This is a genomic window from Flavobacterium sp. 38-13 (assembly GCF_001899155.1).
GTDB lineage: Bacteria > Bacteroidota > Bacteroidia > Flavobacteriales > Flavobacteriaceae > Flavobacterium > Flavobacterium lindanitolerans.
The window spans coordinates 267,556-290,491 of record NZ_MKVG01000014.1 but is presented as its reverse complement, the minus strand read 5'-3'; the positions used below and the strand labels follow the sequence as shown (position 1 = coordinate 290,491).

The 22,936-nt window shown below is 38.5% G+C and carries 23 protein-coding genes; 13 read left to right on the top strand and 10 right to left on the bottom strand.

Annotation, left to right across the window (positions count from 1 at the left end; all coding sequences use genetic code 11):
• Positions 1-28: 28 nt before the first annotated feature.
• Positions 29-1,396: a histidine--tRNA ligase gene (gene hisS / locus BGO88_RS09660; protein WP_286706726.1), complete on the bottom strand. Its 1,368-nt coding sequence runs from the start codon at positions 1,394-1,396 to the stop codon at positions 29-31.
• Between the two features lie 239 nt (positions 1,397-1,635).
• Between hisS and BGO88_RS09655 the strand changes: the two genes are divergently transcribed.
• A complete protein-coding gene (locus BGO88_RS09655; RefSeq protein ID WP_056069422.1) occupies positions 1,636-2,877 on the top strand; it encodes an ABC transporter permease in 1,242 nt (413 codons plus the stop codon).
• Positions 2,878-2,881: 4 nt separating this feature from the next.
• On the opposite strand, the gene prmC is transcribed toward BGO88_RS09655, so the two are convergent.
• Entirely contained in the window at positions 2,882-3,727 is an 846-nt protein-coding gene (gene prmC / locus BGO88_RS09650; protein WP_286706725.1) for a peptide chain release factor N(5)-glutamine methyltransferase, read from the bottom strand.
• 22 nt (positions 3,728-3,749) lie between these two features.
• Positions 3,750-4,559, bottom strand: a complete 810-nt coding sequence (locus BGO88_RS09645; protein WP_286706724.1) for a hypothetical protein — start codon at positions 4,557-4,559, stop codon at positions 3,750-3,752.
• A gap of 49 nt (positions 4,560-4,608) precedes the next feature.
• On the opposite strand from BGO88_RS09645, the gene ribD reads away from it, so the two are divergent.
• The 3 genes from ribD to BGO88_RS09630 are packed head-to-tail and all read left to right on the top strand — an operon-like array spanning position 4,609 to position 6,868.
• Positions 4,609-5,652: a bifunctional diaminohydroxyphosphoribosylaminopyrimidine deaminase/5-amino-6-(5-phosphoribosylamino)uracil reductase RibD gene (gene ribD / locus BGO88_RS09640; protein WP_286706723.1), complete on the top strand. Its 1,044-nt coding sequence runs from the start codon at positions 4,609-4,611 to the stop codon at positions 5,650-5,652.
• Positions 5,645-6,253 carry an HAD family hydrolase gene (locus BGO88_RS09635; RefSeq protein WP_056069409.1) on the top strand — a complete coding sequence of 203 codons (609 nt, stop codon included), beginning with the start codon at positions 5,645-5,647 and terminating at the stop codon, positions 6,251-6,253. The genes ribD and BGO88_RS09635 overlap by 8 nt, the downstream gene beginning before the upstream one ends.
• Before the next feature lie 3 nt (positions 6,254-6,256).
• Positions 6,257-6,868 (top strand): IMPACT family protein, encoded by a 612-nt coding sequence (locus BGO88_RS09630; protein ID WP_056069406.1) that lies wholly within the window; start codon positions 6,257-6,259, stop codon positions 6,866-6,868.
• Between the two features lie 14 nt (positions 6,869-6,882).
• On the opposite strand, the gene BGO88_RS09625 is transcribed toward BGO88_RS09630, so the two are convergent.
• Positions 6,883-7,293 (bottom strand): acyl-CoA thioesterase, encoded by a 411-nt coding sequence (locus BGO88_RS09625; RefSeq protein WP_056069402.1) that lies wholly within the window; start codon positions 7,291-7,293, stop codon positions 6,883-6,885.
• A gap of 202 nt (positions 7,294-7,495) precedes the next feature.
• On the opposite strand from BGO88_RS09625, the gene dnaA reads away from it, so the two are divergent.
• Genes dnaA through BGO88_RS09610 form a run of 3 tightly spaced genes read left to right on the top strand, consistent with a single transcriptional unit; the run spans position 7,496 to position 10,158 of the window.
• Positions 7,496-8,923, top strand: a complete 1,428-nt coding sequence (dnaA, locus tag BGO88_RS09620; protein WP_056069399.1) for a chromosomal replication initiator protein DnaA — start codon at positions 7,496-7,498, stop codon at positions 8,921-8,923.
• Positions 8,924-8,977: 54 nt separating this feature from the next.
• A complete protein-coding gene (locus BGO88_RS09615) occupies positions 8,978-9,445 on the top strand; it encodes a low molecular weight protein-tyrosine-phosphatase (protein WP_286706722.1) in 468 nt (155 codons plus the stop codon).
• On the top strand, positions 9,442-10,158 hold the full coding sequence (locus tag BGO88_RS09610; protein ID WP_286706721.1) for an SAM-dependent methyltransferase: 717 nt from the start codon (positions 9,442-9,444) through the stop codon (positions 10,156-10,158). Before BGO88_RS09615 ends, BGO88_RS09610 begins: the two co-directional genes overlap by 4 nt.
• Before the next feature lie 63 nt (positions 10,159-10,221).
• Here BGO88_RS09610 and BGO88_RS09605 read toward each other — a convergent pair whose 3' ends face one another.
• From BGO88_RS09605 to dapF, 5 genes are all read right to left on the bottom strand, one after another.
• Positions 10,222-10,863, bottom strand: a complete 642-nt coding sequence (locus BGO88_RS09605; protein ID WP_056069389.1) for a hypothetical protein — start codon at positions 10,861-10,863, stop codon at positions 10,222-10,224.
• Positions 10,864-10,960: 97 nt separating this feature from the next.
• Entirely contained in the window at positions 10,961-11,875 is a 915-nt protein-coding gene (locus BGO88_RS09600; protein WP_082482194.1) for a DUF2279 domain-containing protein, read from the bottom strand.
• A 2-nt stretch (positions 11,876-11,877) separates the two neighbouring features.
• Positions 11,878-12,918, bottom strand: coding sequence for an endolytic transglycosylase MltG (mltG, locus tag BGO88_RS09595; protein ID WP_056069383.1), 1,041 nt, complete (start codon positions 12,916-12,918; stop codon positions 11,878-11,880).
• Between the two features lie 12 nt (positions 12,919-12,930).
• Positions 12,931-13,464, bottom strand: coding sequence for a GNAT family N-acetyltransferase (locus tag BGO88_RS09590; RefSeq protein WP_056069380.1), 534 nt, complete (start codon positions 13,462-13,464; stop codon positions 12,931-12,933).
• Between the two features lie 12 nt (positions 13,465-13,476).
• Positions 13,477-14,259 carry a diaminopimelate epimerase gene (dapF, locus tag BGO88_RS09585; protein ID WP_286706720.1) on the bottom strand — a complete coding sequence of 261 codons (783 nt, stop codon included), beginning with the start codon at positions 14,257-14,259 and terminating at the stop codon, positions 13,477-13,479.
• A gap of 181 nt (positions 14,260-14,440) precedes the next feature.
• Here dapF and BGO88_RS09580 point away from each other — a divergent pair, with 181 nt between their 5' ends.
• The 6 genes from BGO88_RS09580 to BGO88_RS09555 all read left to right on the top strand — a co-directional run bounded on the left by BGO88_RS09580 (position 14,441) and on the right by BGO88_RS09555 (position 20,568).
• Positions 14,441-15,853, top strand: a complete 1,413-nt coding sequence (locus BGO88_RS09580) for a S1C family serine protease (protein ID WP_286706719.1) — start codon at positions 14,441-14,443, stop codon at positions 15,851-15,853.
• A 186-nt stretch (positions 15,854-16,039) separates the two neighbouring features.
• Positions 16,040-17,488: a glyceraldehyde-3-phosphate dehydrogenase gene (locus tag BGO88_RS09575; protein ID WP_056069371.1), complete on the top strand. Its 1,449-nt coding sequence runs from the start codon at positions 16,040-16,042 to the stop codon at positions 17,486-17,488.
• 164 nt (positions 17,489-17,652) lie between these two features.
• Positions 17,653-18,330 carry a C1q-like domain-containing protein gene (locus BGO88_RS09570; protein ID WP_286706718.1) on the top strand — a complete coding sequence of 226 codons (678 nt, stop codon included), beginning with the start codon at positions 17,653-17,655 and terminating at the stop codon, positions 18,328-18,330.
• A gap of 56 nt (positions 18,331-18,386) precedes the next feature.
• On the top strand, positions 18,387-18,854 hold the full coding sequence (locus BGO88_RS09565) for an OsmC family protein (RefSeq protein WP_286706717.1): 468 nt from the start codon (positions 18,387-18,389) through the stop codon (positions 18,852-18,854).
• A gap of 7 nt (positions 18,855-18,861) precedes the next feature.
• On the top strand, positions 18,862-20,145 hold the full coding sequence (locus tag BGO88_RS09560; protein WP_286706716.1) for a DUF6624 domain-containing protein: 1,284 nt from the start codon (positions 18,862-18,864) through the stop codon (positions 20,143-20,145).
• Between the two features lie 9 nt (positions 20,146-20,154).
• Positions 20,155-20,568, top strand: a complete 414-nt coding sequence (locus BGO88_RS09555; protein ID WP_286706715.1) for a DUF1801 domain-containing protein — start codon at positions 20,155-20,157, stop codon at positions 20,566-20,568.
• 48 nt (positions 20,569-20,616) lie between these two features.
• On the opposite strand, the gene BGO88_RS09550 is transcribed toward BGO88_RS09555, so the two are convergent.
• Positions 20,617-22,884 carry an aconitate hydratase gene (locus BGO88_RS09550; protein WP_286706714.1) on the bottom strand — a complete coding sequence of 756 codons (2,268 nt, stop codon included), beginning with the start codon at positions 22,882-22,884 and terminating at the stop codon, positions 20,617-20,619.
• Positions 22,885-22,936 lie beyond the last annotated feature (52 nt).

Below are 22,936 nucleotides of genomic sequence, written 5' to 3'. Positions count from 1 at the left end.
TCCGGGACTTTTTTTATTCATATTTTAATTATTGTAACATCTTTTTCAGGCCTTCAAAATCTAAAGTGTGTTTCTCACCCGTTACCAAATCTTTTAGGCTGTAGCTTCCGGTTGCAATTTCATTAGAACCTGCCATTACAGCAAAAGTAATCTGTCGTTTTTCGGCATATTTGAACTGCTTATCCAATTTCGCCTTGTCAGGATACAATTCTACTTTTATGCCTTCATTTCTTAATTTTGTAATGGCCTGCATCGCATAAAAAGCTTCGGTTTCACCATAATTAAAAAAGATGGCTTTGGAAGTAGCCGTAACCGTTTGCGGAAAAAGCCCCAATTCTTCCAATACCAGATAGATTCTGTCAAGTCCGAAAGAAATCCCGACACCACTCACATTTTTCAATCCAAAGATTCCGGTCAGGTCATCATACCTGCCACCACCACCAATAGAACCCATGGCAACGGTTTTTGGAGCAGCTACTTCAAAAATAGCTCCTGTATAATAGTTCAATCCACGAGCGAGCGTAACATCCAAATCCAGATTTGATTTTTTCAAGCCTAACTTAGTCACCGTATCACAAATAAATTGCAACTCCGCTACTCCTTTTTTTCCTTCTTCAGACGACTGCAAAAGTTCTGAAAGCTTCTCTATCTTTTCTGCAATTGTTCCGGTAAACTGAAACAAAGGCTGGACCTTTTCGATAGCTTCGGGCAAAATTCCTTTTGCAAGCATTTCTTTTTTCACGCCTTCTTCGCCAATTTTATCCAGCTTGTCCAAAGCCACAGTAAAATCAATAAGTTTATCGCTTGCGCCAATAACTTCTGCAATACCGGACAAAACTTTTCTGTTGTTAATTTTTATGGTAACACCTTCCAGACCTAATTCGGTAAAAACCGCATCATACAACTGTACCAATTCCACTTCCTGCCATAAAGAAGTCGAACCAACCACATCGGCATCACATTGGTAAAATTCCCTAAAACGTCCTTTTTGCGGATTATCGGCTCTCCAAACAGGCTGAATCTGATACCTCTTAAACGGAAATTCTATCTCCGCCTGATGCTGTACAACATATCTGGCAAAAGGCACGGTCAGGTCATAACGCAATGCTTTTTCTGATAATGAATTGGAAAATTTGGCAAGATTATTTGCCTCCAAAGCTGCTAAATCCGCTTTTTTAACCTTGTCTCCAGAATTTAAAATCTTAAAAATCAAACGGTCACCTTCTTCTCCGTATTTTCCCATAAGGGTTTCAGAATTTTCAAAAGACGGCGTTTCAATAGGCTGATAGCCATATCGTTCAAAATTGGTTTTTATAATCTGGATAATATACTGTCGCTTCGAAACCTCGATTGGTGAAAAATCTCTGGTCCCTTTTGGAATTCCCGGTTTGGCCATTTTTTAGACTTCTTATATTGTAATTTAAACTTATGCAAATATCTTATTTTTATTTGGGATTTGGGAAAATAGAATCGGGTTTCAACTTCCCTCCCCGACTTTCGACTTTCGACTTTCGACTTTCAACCTTCGACTTTCGACTTTGGACTTACAACTTTCAACCTTCGACCTACAACTTTCGACTTTCAACTTGCAACTTTCGACTTAAAATTCATACTTTAGAGCCATAAAACGGAGACATGTTCAAACTGCTGAAAGAAAACGTGCATATCGCCATGGGTTCCATCCGAACCCAATTATTGCGTACCATCCTGACGGTACTTATTATCGCTATCGGAATCACGGCTTTGGTTGGAATCCTTACCCTGGTATCTGCTTTGGAGAATACCATTAGCGGTAATTTTTCCTCTATGGGCTCCAACACCTTTTCAATGAGCCAATATGATTCATCCGCTCAAATCAACAGGAATAATAATACTGAAAAAGTCAACCCGATTATAAGCTATCCGCAGGCAAAAGCATTTCAGGAAAAATATTCCTATCCTTTTACTACAACCTCTTTATCTTTTACGGCAACCTCAACTGCTGAAATCAAGTTTGAAAATAAAAAGACTGACCCGGATATTTCCGTTTTGGGTGTAGATGAAAATTTCCTGGTGAATTCAGGACTGGAAACACAAACCGGAAGAAATTTTACCGGGTTTGATATTCAAAACAACAATTATGTATGCATTGTGGGTTCCGATTTTTTAAAAGGAATTCTAAAAGACGTCAATCCAATTGATAAAGTACTTTCCATTCGGGGTGCTAAATTTAAGGTAATTGGAGTACTTAAAGAAAAAGGCTCCACCTTTGGAAACAGCCAGGATTTGCGCGTATTGATTCCAACCCAGATTGCGCGTTCCCTGTTTACGGCACCCAACATCAATTATGACCTTAAAGTACTTGTAGGAAAAAAAGAATTATTGGATTCGGCTGTTGATGATGCCATTATTACTATGCGTAGAGTACGTAAACTGAATCCGGTTGAAGAGAATAATTTTGGAGTTACCAGAAGCGACGAACTTTTAGAAATGCTACGCTCCCAAACAGAAATTATGGGCTATGCCGCCTGGATTATTGGCATCATTACCATTTTTGGCTCTTCTATTGCCCTGATGAACATCATGATTGTTTCTGTGACTGAAAGAACGCGTGAAATTGGCGTTCGGAAAGCACTTGGAGCAAAACGTTCCACCATCGCCTTCCAGTTTTTCACAGAAAGTCTTGTTATTGGGCAAATTGGAGGTTTTGTTGGAATTTTTCTCGGAGTACTGATTGGCTATTTAATTTCTCTCGGTCTGAACTTTGAATTTGTTGCTCCGTGGATGGCAATCATCGCTGCTGTAATTATCAGCTTTATCGTCGCCTTATTCTCCGGACTCTATCCTGCCATTAAAGCAGCCTATCTGGACCCGATAGAAGCTTTAAGATACGAATAACAGTCTATTTTCTTCCGAAAATCATCCTGTCATTTCCATAAATATCTTTTCTTAATTCGATTTCGTTAAAGTTTTTCGCTTCTAACAAATCAATCATTTCAGTCCCCAGGTATTGATTAATTTCAAAATACAGCATTCCGTTTTCTTTTAGGTTTTTCTGTGCCAGTTCAGAAATCTTTCTGTAAAAAAGCAAGGCATCATCATCTTCCACAAACAAAGCCAGATGGGGTTCATACTCCAAAACATTCTTTTTGATTTCGTCCTTTTCAAGGTTTCTCACATAAGGCGGATTGGAAACAATAAGGTCAAAATTCTGTTCCAAATCTTCTGTTTTTAGTATATCCCTTTGCATAAAAACAACATTGACTTCATTAGTAAAGGCATTCTTTTTTGCTGTTTCCAAAGCTTTTCCAGAAACATCAATGGCAAAAACTTCTGCATCGGGAAGGTTTTTCGCCAGTGAAATCGCTATACAGCCACTACCTGTTCCTATATCCAGAATTTTGATTTTTCCTTTGAATTCGTTCTTTTTGACAATCCATTCCACCAATTCTTCGGTTTCCGGCCTCGGTATTAATGTATTTTCATTCACTTCAAATTCAAGTCCGTAGAAATGGGCCTTACCCAAAATATATTGTATCGGAATTTCTTTTTCGAGCTTTTCCACAACCAGATTCCACCTGCTTATTTCCTGGTCTGTAAAAACAAAATCAGGTTGCAACGCCAGGTCAATACGTTTCATTTGGTAAAAATCTTCTAAGAGGATATAGAAAAAACTTTCTGCTTCAAGCACATCATACAGAGGTGCCAGCTTTTGTATAAAACGATTCCGGTAATCTTTGGCTAACATTTTTGATTGGTTTTTTGCAGATTTAGCAATCGAACTGGATAGCAATTTCAGCAACTTTTTTGACATTGCTTCCGGGTTCGGCTTTGGAAGAAAGGAACAAAATTACTCTTTCCTCTTCATAATCCCTATTGGCCCCAAAAATAAAATCCAATTTGCCATCGCGGTCAATATCGCCTGCAAAAAGTAATTCAACAAAAGTATCATTAAAAGAAGGTTCCTGTAAAAGTAGCTTTTCGGGAGTATTTTTCGTGGAAATATACAATTTGTAGTTTTTCACATTCTGAAAAAGCTCTTCTTTCCCGTCATCATTAATCACTTTTTCAGATGCCAGCACTTCTCCTTCTCCTCGCAAAACATATTCCGTGCCATTAAAAGTAAGTGTTATTTTTTCGTTTGGCCAAATCTTATTCCTGTCCATTTTCAATGATTTGACTTCACCTGATTTTAATTCAGGCAAGTCTATAAAAAGAAGTGTTTTTGTAGCAGAGTTGATAATTTTGGTGGAATCACCGGCACATTCGTCATAGCCGTTTTCTATCTTAAAATCAGCTTTCCCCAGATAAAACCTGCCATTCTTCTCATACAAATCCGCCCAGTTTTTAGTCAAGGAAGTGGCCGGATTTTCATTCTCCCAAGTGCGATAGCTTGTAGCCCTTAAAATATCAAAATCGTTTTTAAAATCAGCTTCATCTGCAGGCATCGCCACCGGAGTTTCTTTTTCTACCACCGGAACATTAACCGTATCAACGTTTTTTTCCTGCTCTACCACTTCTGCTTTCTTACAGGAAAATAATATAAAAAAGACAAAAAAAGGGAATAGTATTCTTTTCATTTCAGATTCTGGATTTCAAGCCCTAAAAATTTTAGCTTATTTTTGTTCCGTGAAGATACACGAAAAATACATATTACGATGCATTGAGCTTGCCAAAAACGGACTTGGAACAACTTATCCGAATCCTTTGGTGGGGAGCGTTATCGTATATGACGGCAAAATCATAGGCGAAGGCTGGCACAAAAAAGCCGGAGAACCCCATGCCGAAGTCAATGCGGTCAATTCTGTAAAAGACAAATCACTGCTCGAAAAAGCAACCATTTACGTCAGTCTGGAACCCTGCAGCCATTTTGGAAAAACGCCTCCTTGTTGCGACCTGATTATACAGCAAAAAATCCCCAATATTGTCATAGGAACAATTGACCCTTTTGCAAAAGTATCCGGAAACGGAATCAGGAAACTCGAAGAAGCCGGCAGGAACGTAACGGTTGGCATTTTGGAAAAGGAATGCAACGAACTGAACAAGCGTTTCTTTACATTTCACCAAAAGAAAAGGTCCTATATTATTTTAAAATGGGCTGAAAGCGCTGACGGTTTTTTAAGTCCGGACACCCGGGACGAACAAAAACCGGTATGGATTACCAATACCTATTCCCGACAATTAGTCCATAAATGGCGAACCGAAGAACAAGCCATTTTAGCAGGAACACAAACTGTATTGGACGATAATCCGAAGTTAAATTCCCGCGATTGGAAAGGCAATAACCCTATCCGAATTGTATTGGACAGAACCGGAAAAATCCCAAATCACTATGCCGTCAAAGACAATACGTCCAAAACGGTTATCATTACCGAACAGGAAAAAACGACAAATTCTGAAAATATTATTTTTGAAAATACTATCTTTGATAGTAGCCTCCCCGATTCTATTTTGAAAATTTTGTACAAGAACGATATTCAGTCCGTGATTATCGAAGGCGGCAAAATGACATTGCAAACTTTTATAGATGCAGGACTTTGGGATGAAGCCAGAGTCTTTAAAGGAGCCATTTCATTGGTTTCAGGAACGGCGGCTCCAAAATTTAAAGGAGAATTGATAGACAGGAAAAACATCCTGAATGACGAACTTTTAATTTTCAAAAGCCATGATTAATACAATAATTTTCGATTTTGGAGATATTTTTATCAATCTGGATTTCGAAGCCATGCAAAAGGCGTTGAAATCATTGGGATTAAAAGAATGGACAGAGGAACTGGACAAATTGAACTATAAATTCGAAAAGGGAAACATCAAAGAAGAAGCTTTCCTGAAAGGAATCCAAAGCCATATTCCTAATGCTTCGCTGGAAGAAATCAAAAATGCCTGGAGCAAAGTGCTTTTGGATTTTCCCTTATACCGATTGGAATTTCTCCAAAAGCTCTCGCACAATTACCGTTTATTTTTGCTAAGCAATACCGATTCCATCCATGTGGAGCAATTTGAACATATTGTTGGCGAATCGTTCAGCCGGGATTTTTACCAATGCTTCGAGAAAGTTTATTTTTCGTTTGAAATCGGACAGCGCAAACCGGAACCGGAAGCCTTTAACTATATTATCAACAAACACGAATTATCACCCAAACGCACTTTATTTGTTGACGACCGGAAAGACAATACAGATGTTGCCGAAAGCCTCGGGTTTCAGGTATGGAACTTAAAAGTTGGCGAAGAAGATGTTGTAGATATGTTCGACAAAAAAATTATTTCATTATAAATCTTGGAAGTAAAAGATACTTACAGAACGCTTGATTTTCCTTCGGAAGAAGTCTTATACAAAGAAAAAAACAGCAAATTTTTCGGTTATGCATTCCCGATTTCCTCTGAAGAGGAAGCCAAAGAAATCCTGGACAGCCTGCGCAAGCAGCATCACTCTGCCAGACATTGGTGTTATGCGTTCCAGATTGGAACAGAAAAAATACATTTCAGGGCTAACGATGACGGCGAACCCAGCAATAGTGCCGGCATGCCCATTTACGGACAAATTCAATCGTTTGAAATCACAAACGTACTGGTTGTGGTTGTTCGTTATTTTGGAGGAATCAAATTGGGCGTTGGCGGATTGATTGTTGCCTACAGGGCTGCGGCACAAATGGCGCTGGAAGCTTCAGAAATTGTAGAAAAAACAATTGACATCCATTACCTGATTTCTTTTGACTACAAAAACATGAATAAGGTAATGCGGGTCATCAAGGAAAAAAATCTGGATATCGTTTCACAAAAAATGGAAATGAGCTGCGAGATTGAAATAAAAACCCGAAAAAAAAATGCCGAAATGGTATTCGACATTTTTTCTAATTTATATGAAATCGGCATCAAATTGAAAGAATAAATACCGATTTGATATTATTCTTCCTCAAGCGCTAAAAGCTTCTCAACAATATAGTCCGGAGGAAGCGTTGGACGTCCGGTTTTCATGTCAACAAATACTAACACCGAATTACCGATTGTTAATAACTCATTCTTTTCATTATAAATTTCGTAGTCGAATTCTATCTTGACAGACGTCTGGCTTTTAAAGATAGTTTTTACACGAATCAGGTCGTCATATCGAGCCGGTTTTTTATAGTTCATAGAAAGTGAAACTACGGGAAGCATAATTCCGTTTTCTTCCATCCATTTATAAGAAACCCCTAGATTTCTGAGCCATTCCACACGCCCCATCTCGAAATATTGGGCATAATTTCCGTGATAAACAACCCCCATTTGGTCCGTTTCAGCATAACGAACTCTTACTTTAAACTCATATTCCCGCATACCTTTTTTTGTAATTTAAATTTAAGGTTAAGACAATGTATTTTTACTGTGTACTTACAACAATATTTTTACAAAATCAACATGTAATTAATTTTTTTTTACAGATTTTTGTCACATATTTGTTCTCCCAAAGAAGTTACGAAAGAGGCTCTTTTTCTTTTGTAGGAATAACTTTAAAAACATAATAATTTATCAGGATAATATGAACAAAACTGCGCAATCGGTATGGGAAAACTGTCTCTCTTTTATAAAGGACAACATTCAAGATCAGGCATACAAAACTTGGTTTGAACCTATTAAATCGGTTGAGCTAACAGACAATGCTTTATACATCCAGGTTCCTAGTAAATTCTTCTATGAATGGTTGGAGGAACACTATGTTAAATTATTAAAAGTTGCGTTGACAAAAGAACTTGGAAAAAACGCAAAGTTACTCTATAAAATTAAAATGGAAAACACTTATGGCAATAAACAACCGTTTACGGAACAATTGCCTAGTGCGCACCGCCAACCTGTAAAAGCACAGGATGTTGATGTTCCGTTACAAAATAAAAATCCTGAACTGAAGAATCCTTTTGTTATTCCGGGAATCAGAAACGTCAAAATCGAATCCCAGCTGAATGCCAATTATAGTTTTGACAACTTTCTGGAAGGTGATTCCAACCGATTGGCCCGTTCGGCAGGTATGGCCGTTGCCAATAAACCAGGCGGTACTTCCTTTAATCCTTTGTTGATTTTTGGCGGCGTTGGTTTGGGTAAAACCCACCTGGCACACGCAATAGGTGTCGAAATAAAAGACAAATACCCTGAAAAAACCGTACTATATATTTCTGCCGAAATATTCACGCAGCAGTATATTGATTCCGTAAAGAAAAATACGCGTAACGATTTCATCCATTTTTACCAATTAATAGATGTACTTATTATTGACGACGTACAGTTCTTATCCGGAAAAACAGGAACACAGGATGTATTTTTCCACATATTCAATTACCTCCACCAAAACGGAAAACAGGTAATCCTTACTTCTGACAAGGCTCCTGTTGACATGCAGGATATTGAGCAAAGATTGCTTTCCCGTTTTAAATGGGGACTTTCTGCAGAATTGCATCAGCCGGATTACGAAACAAGAATTTCCATCTTAAAGAACATCCTTTATCGTGATGGAGTTGAAGTTCCGGAAGAAATCATAGAATATGTTGCCCGAAACATCAAGACAAACGTACGCGAACTCGAAGGAGCTATAATTTCATTGATTGCACAATCTTCTTTCAACAAAAAAGAAGTAACCTTGGATCTTGCCAAGCAGATTGTAGAAAAATTCGTGAAAAACGTAAAACGCGAAATCTCAATCGACTATATCCAAAAAGTCGTGTCGGATTATTTCCAGCTAGATTTGGATATGCTTCAATCAAAAACAAGAAAGCGACATGTGGTACAGGCAAGACAGCTGGCCATGTTCTTTGCTAAAAAATACACCAAAGCTTCTTTGGCCAATATTGGCTCACAAATTGGAGACCGTGACCACGCAACCGTGCTTCACGCGTGCAAAACTGTTGACAACCTAGTTTCAACAGACAAACAGTTCAAAAAATTTGTAGACGATATCAACAAGAAATTATCTTTATAAGAATCCGGAAACTTCCCGAAGCCTGAATTCTGATAACTGACATCTTTTAAAATTATGCCCGTAAAAATATTGATGGTCTGTCTCGGAAACATCTGCCGTTCACCATTGGCAGAAGGAATCCTGCAGTCCAAACTTCCGCGTGACAGGTTTGTTGTAGATTCTGCAGGTACCGGCGACTGGCATATAGGCAGACAACCTGATTCCCGATCAATAGCCGTAGCCAAATCAAACGGACTCGATATTTCAAGACAAAGAGGAAGACTGTTTACCGCCACAGATTTTGAGACCAACGATTATATTTTTGTAATGGACAATTCCAATTATAAGGATGTGATGCGTTTGGCTCCGAATGCAGAAGCAAAATCAAAAGTCAGCCTGATTCTTAACGAACTTTTCCCGGGTGAAAATGTAGATGTTCCGGATCCTTATTTTGGATTGGAAGACGGATTTTCAAATGTTTATGGAATGTTGGACGAAGTTTGTGAAATCATAGCCGAAAAACTCAAAGCAAAACACCAATGAAAGTCTTAGGAAAACTATACCTGATTCCGACCACGCTTGGCGAAAGTGACCCGATGGACGTATTGCCTCAAACCGTGAAAAGAGCCATTGATTTCATTGACTACTATATTGTCGAAAACGAAAAGACAGCCCGAAAATCCATAAAGGCTATACACCCTGAAAAAAAACAGCCGGATTTAAAAATAAGCCTGCTTAACAAACATACAGACAGTCGCGAATACGAACAGATGATTAAACCCTGCCTGCAGGGAATTAATATAGGATTAATGTCTGAGGCCGGATGTCCAGGAGTTGCAGACCCAGGTGCTGTAATCGTCAAGATTGCACATGAAAGAGGAATTCAGGTTGTGCCATTAGTAGGCCCTTCCTCCATCCTATTAGCTCTTATGGGTTCGGGAATGAACGGACAGAGCTTTGCCTTTAACGGCTATCTCCCTATTGACAAGTCAGAAAAAAAATCAGCTTTAAAAAGCCTGGAAAAACTGTCCTACGATAAAAACCAGTCACAGCTTTTTATAGAAACACCTTACAGAAATAACAAACTTCTGGAAGACCTGCTCCAGACATTGCAAGGCAACACCTTATTATGTATTGCGTGCGACATTACGCTGCCTACGGAATATATCAAAACATTAAGAGTGGCAGATTGGAAAAAGACAAAAGTTGACCTCCATAACAGACCTTGTATTTTTATTATTCACAAGATCAATTAGCAAAAACATAAAGCAATAAAAAAGGAAGACTTTCGTCTTCCTTTTTTATTCTCTCATAAGCTTTTAATTCAGCTTCACTTTTGCATTCATATTAGGAATGATATGCGAAGTATCATAACCGCCAAACAGCTTAAAATAACTCTTCATCGAGGTACCAAAACCATCTTTAAATTTGCGTTTGCCATTGCTGTGCAAATAATTCTTTACAGAACCGGCTCCACCTAAATGTGCCGCTGCCAGAATCCCGGATTCGGTAATTTTCACACCGTTGATAATCTTTCCTTCAAATTTTTCAATTTCAGCAGACAATTGTGCCTTGTTGATGGACAATAGCGCCTTGAAAGCTTTTTCCTGAAGTCTTGGATTGTTTAAGAATTCACTTCGGCTTTTAATGCCGATAGAACGCAGAGCCGACATACCAAACTGGTATTTGCCCATGTATCCAAAAGGATTCACTAATTTGTATTGGCCTTGAGATTCTCGGATAGCTATGGCTTGTTTAAAGCCGGTGTACGATTTCCCGGTGTAAGGGAGTTCCAGGTTGACATATTGGCTTTCATCCAGTGTAGGAACGGTGCTAATGATTTCTTCATCATCTCCTACATAAAACCAAGAGTCTTTTTCAGATTCTTTAGAGGTAAACCCTAATGTAATGAACGCAACGGACAGTATCAGTCCGCCAAAAAAATAATACTTTCTTAACATAAATTTGATTTCTCAAGCGCTGTCACCATCTTGAAATTTCTACGCGGCAAATATACAACAAATAATATTAATCTGAAAATCAGCCTGTTAATGTTTTCTAAAAATAGATAAAGTGCCACTTTATACCGCCTAACTCCCTGAATTCTATAGTTGGTGCAGGAATTTTTACAGAATTAAAAACAGAGAAAAGCGTCTTTAAAAAATGTGAATTGGTATTAATTTTTGTCAAATCAACGTCAAGACTAAGATAAAATTGGCGCGTTCTTTCCTTTTCGGGCAGGAAAATCGTATTTACCAATTCGTCATTTGCCGTAATCATTCCTTCTCCTCCATAGCCAACAGCCACATTGAGCCATTTTGGGATTTTTGATTCCTTAAAAAAAGAATGGATATTGGCTGAAAGCCAGTAGGTCTGGCCGTTATAATCTTTTAGAATTTCTTCAGAAAAAGAAGCGCCCAACACTTCCGGTCTTGCCTTGGCATAAGGAGTTCTGTGAAAAGAAAACTTAGGAACAATTCGCTGTTCGTTCCAAAGCAGTTCCTGTGATACATATAATAAAGTTCCCGAAGCATTTGCCGCGGCATCACCCCACGAAAATCCCCATTCAGAAGAATAGCCGTCAAGGACTTCCACGGCGGTCAGGAAAACAAAACCTGTGGTGGCCCCGTAAATTAGCTGGTCCTTTTTTGAAACACCACTCCAGTTGAGAAGTTCTGCTCCAAAACGACCAATATGATAAGAAGAATAAACATGCCCGGCTTTGTCCATCTGAAGCCAGGAAGCATTGTCATTTTTGAAATGGAAGCCGGATTTGTCGTAATCATTGTACCACAATTGGCTCAATCCGACTAAGGCTCCTGTTATGGCTACACCTTCCGAAATAACAACGGCATTTCTTCGCGGTATATTTAAACTATCAGATGGCCTGAGAAAATCCTGAAATTGATTTTGCGCCAGGCCATCTGTAAATAGCAGCAAGAATAAAAAATATAATGCGCTATGATATTTCAAAACTATCTTTTGATTCCTTGTTTGTTCACCCAAGCTACATATTTCTGACGGTTTACCTCATGCTGAGCAGGTGTCACTGCAAATTCATGATAACCAAAATTAGTAACGCTTGCACAGAAATAGATGTAATTGTGTTTTTCCGGATTCAATACGGCATCAATTGCCGATACGTCAGGCATAGCAATAGGCCCAGGAGGCAATCCAAAATTTCGGTAGGTATTGTATGGTGATACCGTTTCAAGGTCCTTGTACAGAACTCTTTTTATGACGCGGTTAAAATCATTGGCTTCTTTTTTCACGGCATAGATAACCGTAGGGTCCGCTTCCAGTTTTATTCCTGATTTTAATCGGTTTAGGTAAACACCCGCTACTCTTGGTCTTTCGTCTGTCTTTACCGTTTCCTTATGTACGATTGATGCCAAAGTAGAAACTTCCAATGGTGTAAGATTTTGGGCTTCAGCTTTTGCCTTTCTTTCATCATTCCAGAAAGCACGGTATTCTTTTGCCATCCTGTCACGGAATTTCTCTGCAGAAGTATTCCAGAAAAATTCATACGAATTAGGGATAAACATACTCAGTACATTTTCTTCCGTAAATCCGTTTTCATCCAAAAATGCCTTGTCTGTAAAAGCTTTCATCAGAGAAGTACTGTCCGCTTCAATCTGCGAACCGATTCTTCCCGCAAAATCCTCCAGTCTTTCCTGGTTATTGAATGCCAGTTTTACCGGAAGGCTTATACGTAACGAATTGATGATATCATTATTATTCATTCCTTTTTTCAAAAGAAATTTACCCGGTTTTACATTAGTAATGTATGATTTCTTTTCTGCAACCATCCTGAAGTTATCCAGATTTTCAACATAGGGTGCTACAATTTTTTCTGCAGTTTCATAATTTGCATCTGTCGGAATATAGACATACACCTCTTTTTCTGAGAAGTTGGTATTGGCAGAAAAGATTTTTCTGTACAACATATAACCATAGACAGATAATGCCAGCACTAAAAGCACTGAAAATATGGCAACGATTTTTTTAATTTTCACGTAATACTTTTTTTAAGATTGTTGATTGATTAGCTGAAACATCGCTTCGTCTTTATAAACGCCATCGATGAGATTCCATTGTTTTTTTATTCCGATTTTTTCAAAGCCAAAATTAGTAAAAAGAGCTATACTTGCTTCATTCTCCGGATTGATATTTGCGAAAAGCTGTTTTAAATTTAACTGGCGGAAAGAATATTGGATAAGCAGTTCCAATGCCTGCGAGCCTATACCCTGATTCCGATTCCCTTCGTTTTTGATTACAACCCCTATTCCGGCACGATTGTTCCTTGGGTCGTATTCAAAAAGGTCAATCAGTCCGACAGCCTCGAATGTATCATTTTTGCAAATAGCCAAACGCAGTTGTTTGGCTTCATAAATATCCTGATGGGCATTTTCGAGATACTGACGGATAAGAAACCTACTATAAGGAGTTTGCGTATTGCTAAATTCCCATATCGATTCATCGTTCTCAACGGCAAAAACAAATTCAAGGTCTTCGGGTTCGAGAGCTCTCAGATAGATGGTTTTTCCTTGCAGCGTTATCATCAGGAGTTTTTATTAAATTGTAATATTTCCGCCAAAGACAAAAGTGGCAGGACCTTTTAAGAAAACGTCTGTATATTTTCCGCCTTCTGGAACAAAGGAAACTTCCAGTTTACCGCCTTCAACATTTAGCTGGATTTTATCTGAATTTGTTTTGCCCAAAGCATGCATTGCAATGGCTACAGCAGTTGCTCCGGTTCCGCAGGAAAGCGTCTCATCTTCTACTCCTCTTTCATAAGTGCGTACTGAAAAAGTGTCAGCTGATTCCTGATTTACAAAATTAACGTTACTTCCCGCCTGTCCGTATAATGCTCCATATCGAATTGCAGCACCTTTTCCTTTGACATCAAAATGTTTTAAATCTTCTACCAGTTCCACATGATGTGGTGAACCTGTATTTAGAAACACATAACCTTTTTCTATTTTCACCTCATCTACATCTTTCATCTGCAACGAAACTGTTCCATCTTCAAAGACAGTAGCATTGTGCAATCCGTCTGTGGCTACAAACGTAGTTTCATCGCCAATAACACCAAGTCGCTTTGCGAAAGCAACAAGACAACGCCCGCCGTTTCCGCACATAGAACTCTCATTGCCATCTGAATTATAGTAGACCATTCTGAAATCTGTCGAATTGTCATTTTCAAGCAAAATCAATCCATCGGCACCAATCCCGAAACGCCTGTCACACAGACTTTCCACCAATTTGGTATTATTTTTGGAAAATAATCCCTGACGATTATCAATCATGATAAAATCGTTTCCGGTTCCTTGATATTTATAGAAGTTGAGTTGCATTTTTCTTTCGTTTATTAAACCTGGCCAGGTGTTGGAACACCCTGCCAGGGTAGGAAATTTATCAGAACAAAAATAGGAATATTTAATGAAAAGTTAATCATTGTTAATCGGGAGTTAAACTTAAAATCATGGCACAATTTTCAATATATATTTACGATTAAATAACTTAATTACAAATACTATGAAACGATTTTCCGGTTTATTCTTAGTGTCCCTATTAAGTGGCGCAACCACTTTGGGCGCTTACAAGCTGTTTATTGAAAATGACGGCTTATTTTCTGACAATCAAAAATCAGTTGTGACAACTGCCCCCGTTAACTATACGAAAAATGTGGGCTTGGGCGCAGAAGCAGTTGATTTCACCGCGGCAGCGGATAATGCAGTACATACTGTAGTCCACGTTAAAAATCTTTCTTACAGAACCATCAGTAATCCGATGCTGGAATATTTTTACGGCTATAAAGGAGGCCAGCAACAGGCACAGGTAGGAACCGGTTCGGGGGTTATCATTTCTGAAGACGGCTATATTGTTACCAATAACCACGTAATACAGGATGCATCTGAATTGGAAGTGACCCTGAACAACAAAGAAACCTATAAAGCAAAATTGGTAGGAACCGATTCCAAAATGGACATTGCCCTACTTAAAATCGATACCGGTAAAAAACTTCCCTATGCCATTTTTGGAGATTCAGACAACGTGAAAGTGGGTGAATGGGTACTTGCAGTAGGAAACCCATACAATCTGACCTCAACAGTTACGGCAGGTATTATTTCTGCAAAAGCCAGAAATCTGGACCAAAGAGGCATTCAGTCTTTTATCCAGACTGATGCGGCTGTAAACCCTGGAAACAGCGGAGGAGCCTTAGTCAATACAAGAGGTGAACTGATTGGAATCAATACTATGATTTCTTCAATGACCGGTTCTTATGTAGGATATTCTTTTGCGGTTCCTTCTAACATTACGCGAAAAATCATTGAAGATATTATGGAATACGGAAATGTACAGCGCGGTGTCTTTGGTGTGGAAGGTTATGAATTGAACAGCACTATCACAAAAGATATGGGGCTTTCTACCTCTCAAGGTTACTATGTAAAGAAAGTGGTTAAAAATTCCGGTGCTGCCAAGGCAGGAATACAGGAAGGCGATATACTGATTAAATTAGACAACACCAATATTTCAAGTTATGTTGACCTGTCCAGCTACGTAAATACCAAACGTCCAAATGATGTGGTAAAGGCAACATTTATCCGAAACGGAAAAGCAATGCAGGTGCCTGTAACCATAACCAAAAACGAATTTGTCAATGCAGAACTCAACGGAATTATTTTTGAAAACCTTGACGCTTCCGATAAAAAACGATTCAACATTGACTATGGTGTAAAAGTAAAAGACATCACAAATAAAAATTTCATGCGTTACTATAATGCTTTGAAAGGAAACATACTTATAGGTATTAACGATGCCAAGGCTGTAGATACCGAAACAGTCGCAAATATTCTCAACGAAAAACTCTCAAACGAATCAGTGGTCGAATTGACCATGATTAACAAGCAAGGTGTATTGGTGAAATTTTTTGTTGAAGTAAATTAAATTTTTGACAATTTACCATCCGGAACACGCAAGTATACCTAAAATATTTGTCACAGAAAGCCAGTTATCACAACTGGCTTTTTTTATGTAAATTTTTTTAATAAAATACTTTACGAAAACGTTTGAAATCTATACTTTTGCGCCATCAAAATATGCACAACACACTAAACTACATTTTTTTACATTATGACAAAGACCGCATTATACGAAAAAGAGCTTTCTTTTCAGGCAGACAGAAGAAGAGCTGGCGTAGAATTCATTAAAATCATTAGTGATTTATGGTATGACAAGTCTATTGAATTAGTTCTTTTCAAAAATCAGCTAATCAACACGAATGTAAGCGACATTATTAATCTTCACGAATATGCCGGAGAATTTGTCGGAAAACCTATTAATGTTTTTGACTCTGTTGAAATTGCACGTGCCATCTTATCTTTAGACCTTCCTCCTGCGAAATTGGATATTGGTAAACTAACTTACGAATACCATCTGGAGGACAACAAATACAATGATGCGAAGGCTTTTGTTATTGACAAATTGAAAAACGCAAAAGATTTTCCAAACAACAAGCCGAAAGATGTTGTATTATACGGTTTTGGGCGTATTGGAAGACTACTCGCACGTGAATTGATGTCTAAGACAGGGAAAGGAACACAGTTGCGATTGAGAGCGATTGTGGTTCGTGAAAAAAATGATGCTACAAGCTTAGAGAAAAGAGCTTCTCTTTTGAGATATGACTCTATTCATGGTGACTTCCAGGGTTCTGTTGCTGCAGACCCGGAAAACAATTCCCTGATTATTAACGGAACTACTGTTCACGTTATTACGGCAGGAAGCCCGGAAGAAATCGATTATACAACTTATGGAATTTCTGATGCCCTGGTAATAGACAATACAGGTGCTTTCACAACACAGGAAGCTTTGGCCAGACACCTGAAATCAAACGGTGTTGATAAAGTTTTACTTACGGCTCCAGGAAAAGGCGTTCCAAACATCGTTCATGGTGTTAACCACAACGAATACAATCCGGACGAAGTAAACATCTTCTCTGCCGCATCCTGTACTACAAATGCTATTACTCCAATCTTAAAGGCAGTTGAAGATACTTTAGGCGTTGTAAAAGGACATTTGGAAACTATCCATGCCTATACAAACGACCAGAATCTGGTTGACAACATGCATAAAAAATACCGTCGTGGCAGAGCCGCTGCCTTAAACATGGTTATTACTGAAACCGGCGCCGGAAGTGCAGTTGCAAAAGCATTGCCTAGCCTTGCCGGAAAACTGACTTCCAATGCTATCCGCGTTCCTGTTCCAAACGGTTCGCTTGTAGTGTTGAATCTTGAAGTAAACAAGGAAACATCTGTTGAAGAAATCAACAATATTATGAAGCATTATGCTTTGGAAGGAGAACTTGTTGAGCAGATTAAATATTCGCTTAATAACGAACTTGTTTCTTCTGACATTGTAGGAACTTCTGCTCCATCAATTTATGACAGTAACGCAACCATAGTTTCTGCCGATGGAAAAAATATCGTTCTCTACATCTGGTACGATAACGAATATGGCTATAGCCACCAGGTAATTCGCTTAGCGAAATACATCTCTAAAGTAAGAAGGTATTCTTACTATTAGTAGTTTTTTGAATTTTAATTTTGGTAAAAAATCCGTCATAGCAATAAGGCGGATTTTTTTTATTTACATAATTCACAAAATGAAACTTATTAAATATTAACATTCTCATTTTGCGATTTAATGTATTGTTTTATAACTTTGGTAGTACCCAAATCTAAAATGTTATGAAATCAATACTACTCCATCTCATGATGCTATTGCCAGTACTTGGATTTTCGCAGGTAGGAATAGGCACAACCGACCCAACTGCTATGTTAGACGTCAACGGTAATTTCAGATTACGAAGCACTACCAGCAATACGCGTGCAACGGCTGCAAAAGACTCTATACTTGTAGTAGATGCTATGGGCAACGCACAAAGAATATCATCGAAAAGTGTTATTGAAAGTCACCTTAAGACTTTTATCAAAGGTGGATTTGCATCAGGCAGTCCGGCATTAATCAATATAAGCATTTTGGCAAATGCCTATACTACCATACCTTTCAATACAATAGAATTTGACACCAATAACGAATACAACACTACAACCAATACTTTCACTGCAAAGCAACCCGGAATCTATTCCATATATGCTGCTATCAAAGCCAGTCCTGGACTTGTAGCAGCCAGTGATTTTGGTCTGGCCATATTTAAAAATGGCGTCCTCAATGTAAGGGAGAGCTATATGAATGTACAGCTATTAGGAATAAATATTAATCCACCCAACCGATCCATACAAACTTTGATGCAGTTAAATACAGGCGACACAGTAACTTTCAGAGGTTTTAGCGGAGGAGTTCTTACCGTGGGAATATTATCTGGCGGCGAAGAATCTTATTTTACTATTCATCAGGTTAGATAAATAAGCTATATTAAAAATGGTTAAATTTGTGAGACAATGATTTTTAAACTTCACAAATGCACCCAGAACACAACTACAAGCTGACTGTCCGCTGGACCGGAAATAATGGTACAGGAACATCCAGTTACAGGGCTTACGAAAGAAGCCATGTAATTCTTATTGACAACAAAGTCGAGATAAAGGGTTCGTCAGATCCTGTTTTTCATGGCGACAAAACCGTCCATAATCCTGAAGATCTTTTACTGGCTTCACTTGCTGCCTGCCATATGATGTCTTATCTGCATGTGTGCGTCAATGCAGGAATAGTCGTAACCGATTATGAAGACAATGCTACCGGAAAAATGACCGTGAACAATGATGGTTCAGGACATTTTACGGAAGTCACTTTAAATCCAATAGTGACAGTAAGCGACTCTTCCATGCTGGAAAAAGCAAATGAATTACACAAAATGGCCAACAAGCTTTGTTTTATTGCCAATTCGGTCAATTTTCCGGTAAAACATATTCCTCAGAGCAAAATCTAAAAAAGATATGGGCAGAATTTTGAAACAATATATTCAAACAGTCACGGTCGTATTCTTTTTTATTACTCAGGTCAATGCACAAAATGATAATTATGATTCGCTAATTGCTGAAGCAGGATTATTTCACCTTCAAAAAGATTATAAAAATGCGATTGCTTCTTTTGAAAAAGCTTTTAAAATAAAAACGCCTGATGCCCTAAATTCCTATAAAGCCGCAGGAGCCTACTCTCTAGATAACAATAACGAAAAAGCTTTCAAATACCTGAATCTAGCACTAGATAACGGATGGACAGAAGCCGATTGGCTCGCTTTTGACCCCTACTTTGATTACCTTAGAAAATCCAGTCCTGAAGAATGGGCGAAAATAGAAAATAAGGCATATGCTAAAGAGCAGGAGTACCAAAAAAAAATAAAGTTCCCCGAACTTCGGAAGCAAATCAATTTAATGACTCTAAACGATCAGAAACTCCGGTATCAAAGGGCACAAACAAAAAATACCGAAGAAATAAGAGAACTGGACCAGGCTATTAATCGTTCCGACTCTAAAAACCTGGAAGAGTCAAAAGCTATAATTGCCAAATACGGCTGGCCTAAAATATCCGAAATAGGAAAAGATGGGCAAAACAATTTCTGGTTGATCATACAGCATGCCGATCAGGATGTAAGATTTCAAAGGCAGGCTCTAACTGCAATGGAAAAACTTTTTAAGACAAACGAAATCAGCTTAGAACATTATGTCTTTCTTTATGACAGGATACAATGCAATCTAAACTATAAGCAATTATATGGAACTCAGGTAGTCTGGACACAGAACGGCAAGGCGTCGGGCTTTCGTCCCATCCTAAAAGAAGACACTACAGATGAACGAAGAAACAAGATTGGACTACAACCTTTATCTGTTTATTCTAAGACTTATGGTTTTGCCTATAGAAATAAAACTAAAGAAGAAGCGAAACAAATTGAAAAGGCTGATTTAGTTTATACTCAAAAGCTTATCGACAGTGCAAAAACGGCTTATGATAAAAAAGAATTCCAAAAAGTGTATGATTATTACAATACTGCCTCTACTGTTATGGGAGGCATGAATGAAGCCCAAAACTATGAAGCAGCCGTACTGTTTGCAACTATTTTTAACACCAACGGAGAAGAACAATACCGAAGTATTTCTTTAGATTTCCTCAGTCTGCTTCATTTGAGAGGGACGTTACCCCTTAAAAAATTAAAACGTAATCCTGAATTTGCGAAATTCCGCGGAGATGACCGTTGGATTGCTATTCTGAAAAATTCATAATCCTAAAATATGGCAAAGTCAAAACTTAGCGAACAAGAACAAGTCACTGAATACATTCAAAAACTTGACCCTTCAATTTCCGAAACGATTACATTTTTAAGACAAGCTATTCTTGCAATCAATAATGAGATTAGCGAACATATCAAATGGAATTCTCCCAGTTTTTATTATTCGGGTGAAATGAAACCTTTTGACCCTAAAGAATACAAAAGGGATATCCTGGTTATGAATATACGCCCTGGCAAGCCAATTTTACTTGTTTTTCCAACCGGAATCAAAATAACTGACACTTCTGGGCTATTGGAAGGCAATTATTCTGATGGCAGAAAAATAGCCACAATAAAAAATTTGGAGGAAGCAAAAAGCAGGCAAAAGGATCTAGAGAATGCAATCAGAAACTGGATGGACCAGATAGAAAAATAAAAAAACTCCCGATAAATCGGGAGTTTTTTATAAATGATTGGCTATGAATTAAGCCTTTCCTGCTGCTGCAATCAGGTTTAATGCAGAACCGGCAATAAACCATCCAATCTGCCCTTCATTATAAGTGTGGTTTGCCAGAATTGTTTCTGTTGTTCCGTTATCGTGGAAAATCTCAATAGTAAGTGGTTTTCCCGGAGCAAATTCTTTCAGGTCTACGAAATTGAAAGTATCGTTTTCCTGGATTTTATCATAATCTTCTTCATTTGCAAATGTAAGTGCCAACATACCTTGTTTTTTCAGGTTAGTTTCGTGAATACGTGCAAATGATTTTACCAATACTGCTTTTACTCCAAGGAAGCGAGGTTCCATTGCAGCGTGCTCACGGGAAGAACCTTCACCATAGTTATGGTCACCCACAACAATAGTAGGAACTCCTGCCGCTTTGTATTCTCTTTGAACCGCAGGAACTGAATCGTATTTTCCATTCATTTGGTTTTTCACAGAATTTGTTTTTTGGTTAAAGGCATTCACCGCACCAATAAGCATATTGTTTGAAATATTATCCAAGTGTCCGCGGAAACGCAACCATGGACCTGCCATAGAGATATGGTCTGTCGTACATTTTCCGAAAGCTTTGATTAGCAATTTAGCACCCATGATATTTTCTCCATTCCATGGCTCAAAAGGAGCTAATAACTGCAATCTTTCTGAAGTTGGGCTAACAATAACCTGAACTCCTGAACCGTCTTCAGATGGTGCCTGGAAGCCCGGGTCTTCTGCTTCAAATCCTTTTGGAGGCAGTTCGTTTCCTGTTGGCTCGTCAAGCATTACTTCCTGACCGTCTTCATTGATTAATTTATCTGTTATAGGGTTGAATCCTAAATCACCGGCAATAGCCAAAGCTGTCACCAATTCAGGAGAACCTACGAAAGCCAAAGTATTTGGGTTACCATCCGCACGTTTTGAGAAGTTACGGTTGAAAGAGTGAACGATAGTATTTCTTTCTTCTTTTTCAGCTCCTTCTCTATCCCACATTCCAATACATGGTCCGCAAGCATTAGCAAAAACAGTCGCACCGATTTTATCAAACGTATCGATAAAACCATCTCTTTCGATTGTATAGCGAACTACTTCAGAACCCGGAGTAATGGTAAATTGTGCTTTGGTTTTTAAATTTTTATCGGCTACCTGTTTTGCCAAAGAAGCCGCACGTGAAATATCTTCGTAAGAAGAGTTTGTACAAGAACCTATCAAACCTACCTGAATTTCCAATGGCCAGTTGTTTTTGATAGCCTCTTCTTTCATTTTAGAAATTGGCGTAGCCAAATCCGGAGTGAAAGGACCATTCAAATGTGGCTCCAATTCAGAAAGGTTGATTTCGATTACCTGATCAAAATATTGTTCCGGATTAGCATATACTTCTGCATCACCTGTAAGGTATGGCGCTACTTTATCTGCAGCTTCTGCCACATCCGGTCTTCCTGTAGAAATCAGGTAACGGCGCATTGAATCGTCATAACCAAAAGTTGAAGTAGTGGCTCCGATTTCTGCTCCCATGTTACAGATTGTACCTTTTCCGGTACAAGACATAGCAGTAGCACCTTCACCAAAATATTCAACAATAGCTCCGGTTCCTCCTTTTACAGTAAGGATTCCGGCTACTTTCAGGATTACGTCTTTTGGAGCTGTCCAACCAGACAATTTTCCTGTCAATTTAACACCAATCAGTTTTGGAAATTTCAATTCCCAGGCCATACCCGACATTACGTCTACAGCATCAGCACCACCAACACCAATGGCAAGCATTCCCAAACCACCAGCGTTCACTGTGTGAGAATCCGTACCAATCATCATACCTCCAGGGAAAGCATAATTTTCAAGAACTACCTGGTGGATAATACCTGCACCCGGTTTCCAGAAACCAATTCCGTACTTGTCAGAAACTGATGAAAGGAAATCAAAAACTTCATTGCTTTGTGTTTTTGCTCTGGCCAAATCGGTTGCAGCATCCACTTTCGCCTGGATTAGGTGATCACAGTGAACCGTTGTAGGAACGGCTACCTTATTTTTTCCGGCGTGCATAAACTGCAATAATGCCATCTGTGCCGTAGCATCCTGGCAAGCCACTCTGTCCGGAGCAAAATCAACATAATCTTTTCCTCTGGTGAAAGCCTTAGAAGGCATTCCTTCCCAAAGGTGTGAGTATAAAATCTTTTCTGAAAGCGTTAATGGACGACCAACCAATTGACGTGCCTTATCAACACGCTCTGCCATTGTTCCATACGCTTTTTTAATCATTTCAATATCAAAAGCCATAATCAGTAATTAGTCTATTTTATTTATATTTTAGTTTGTTTCTTTGCAATGC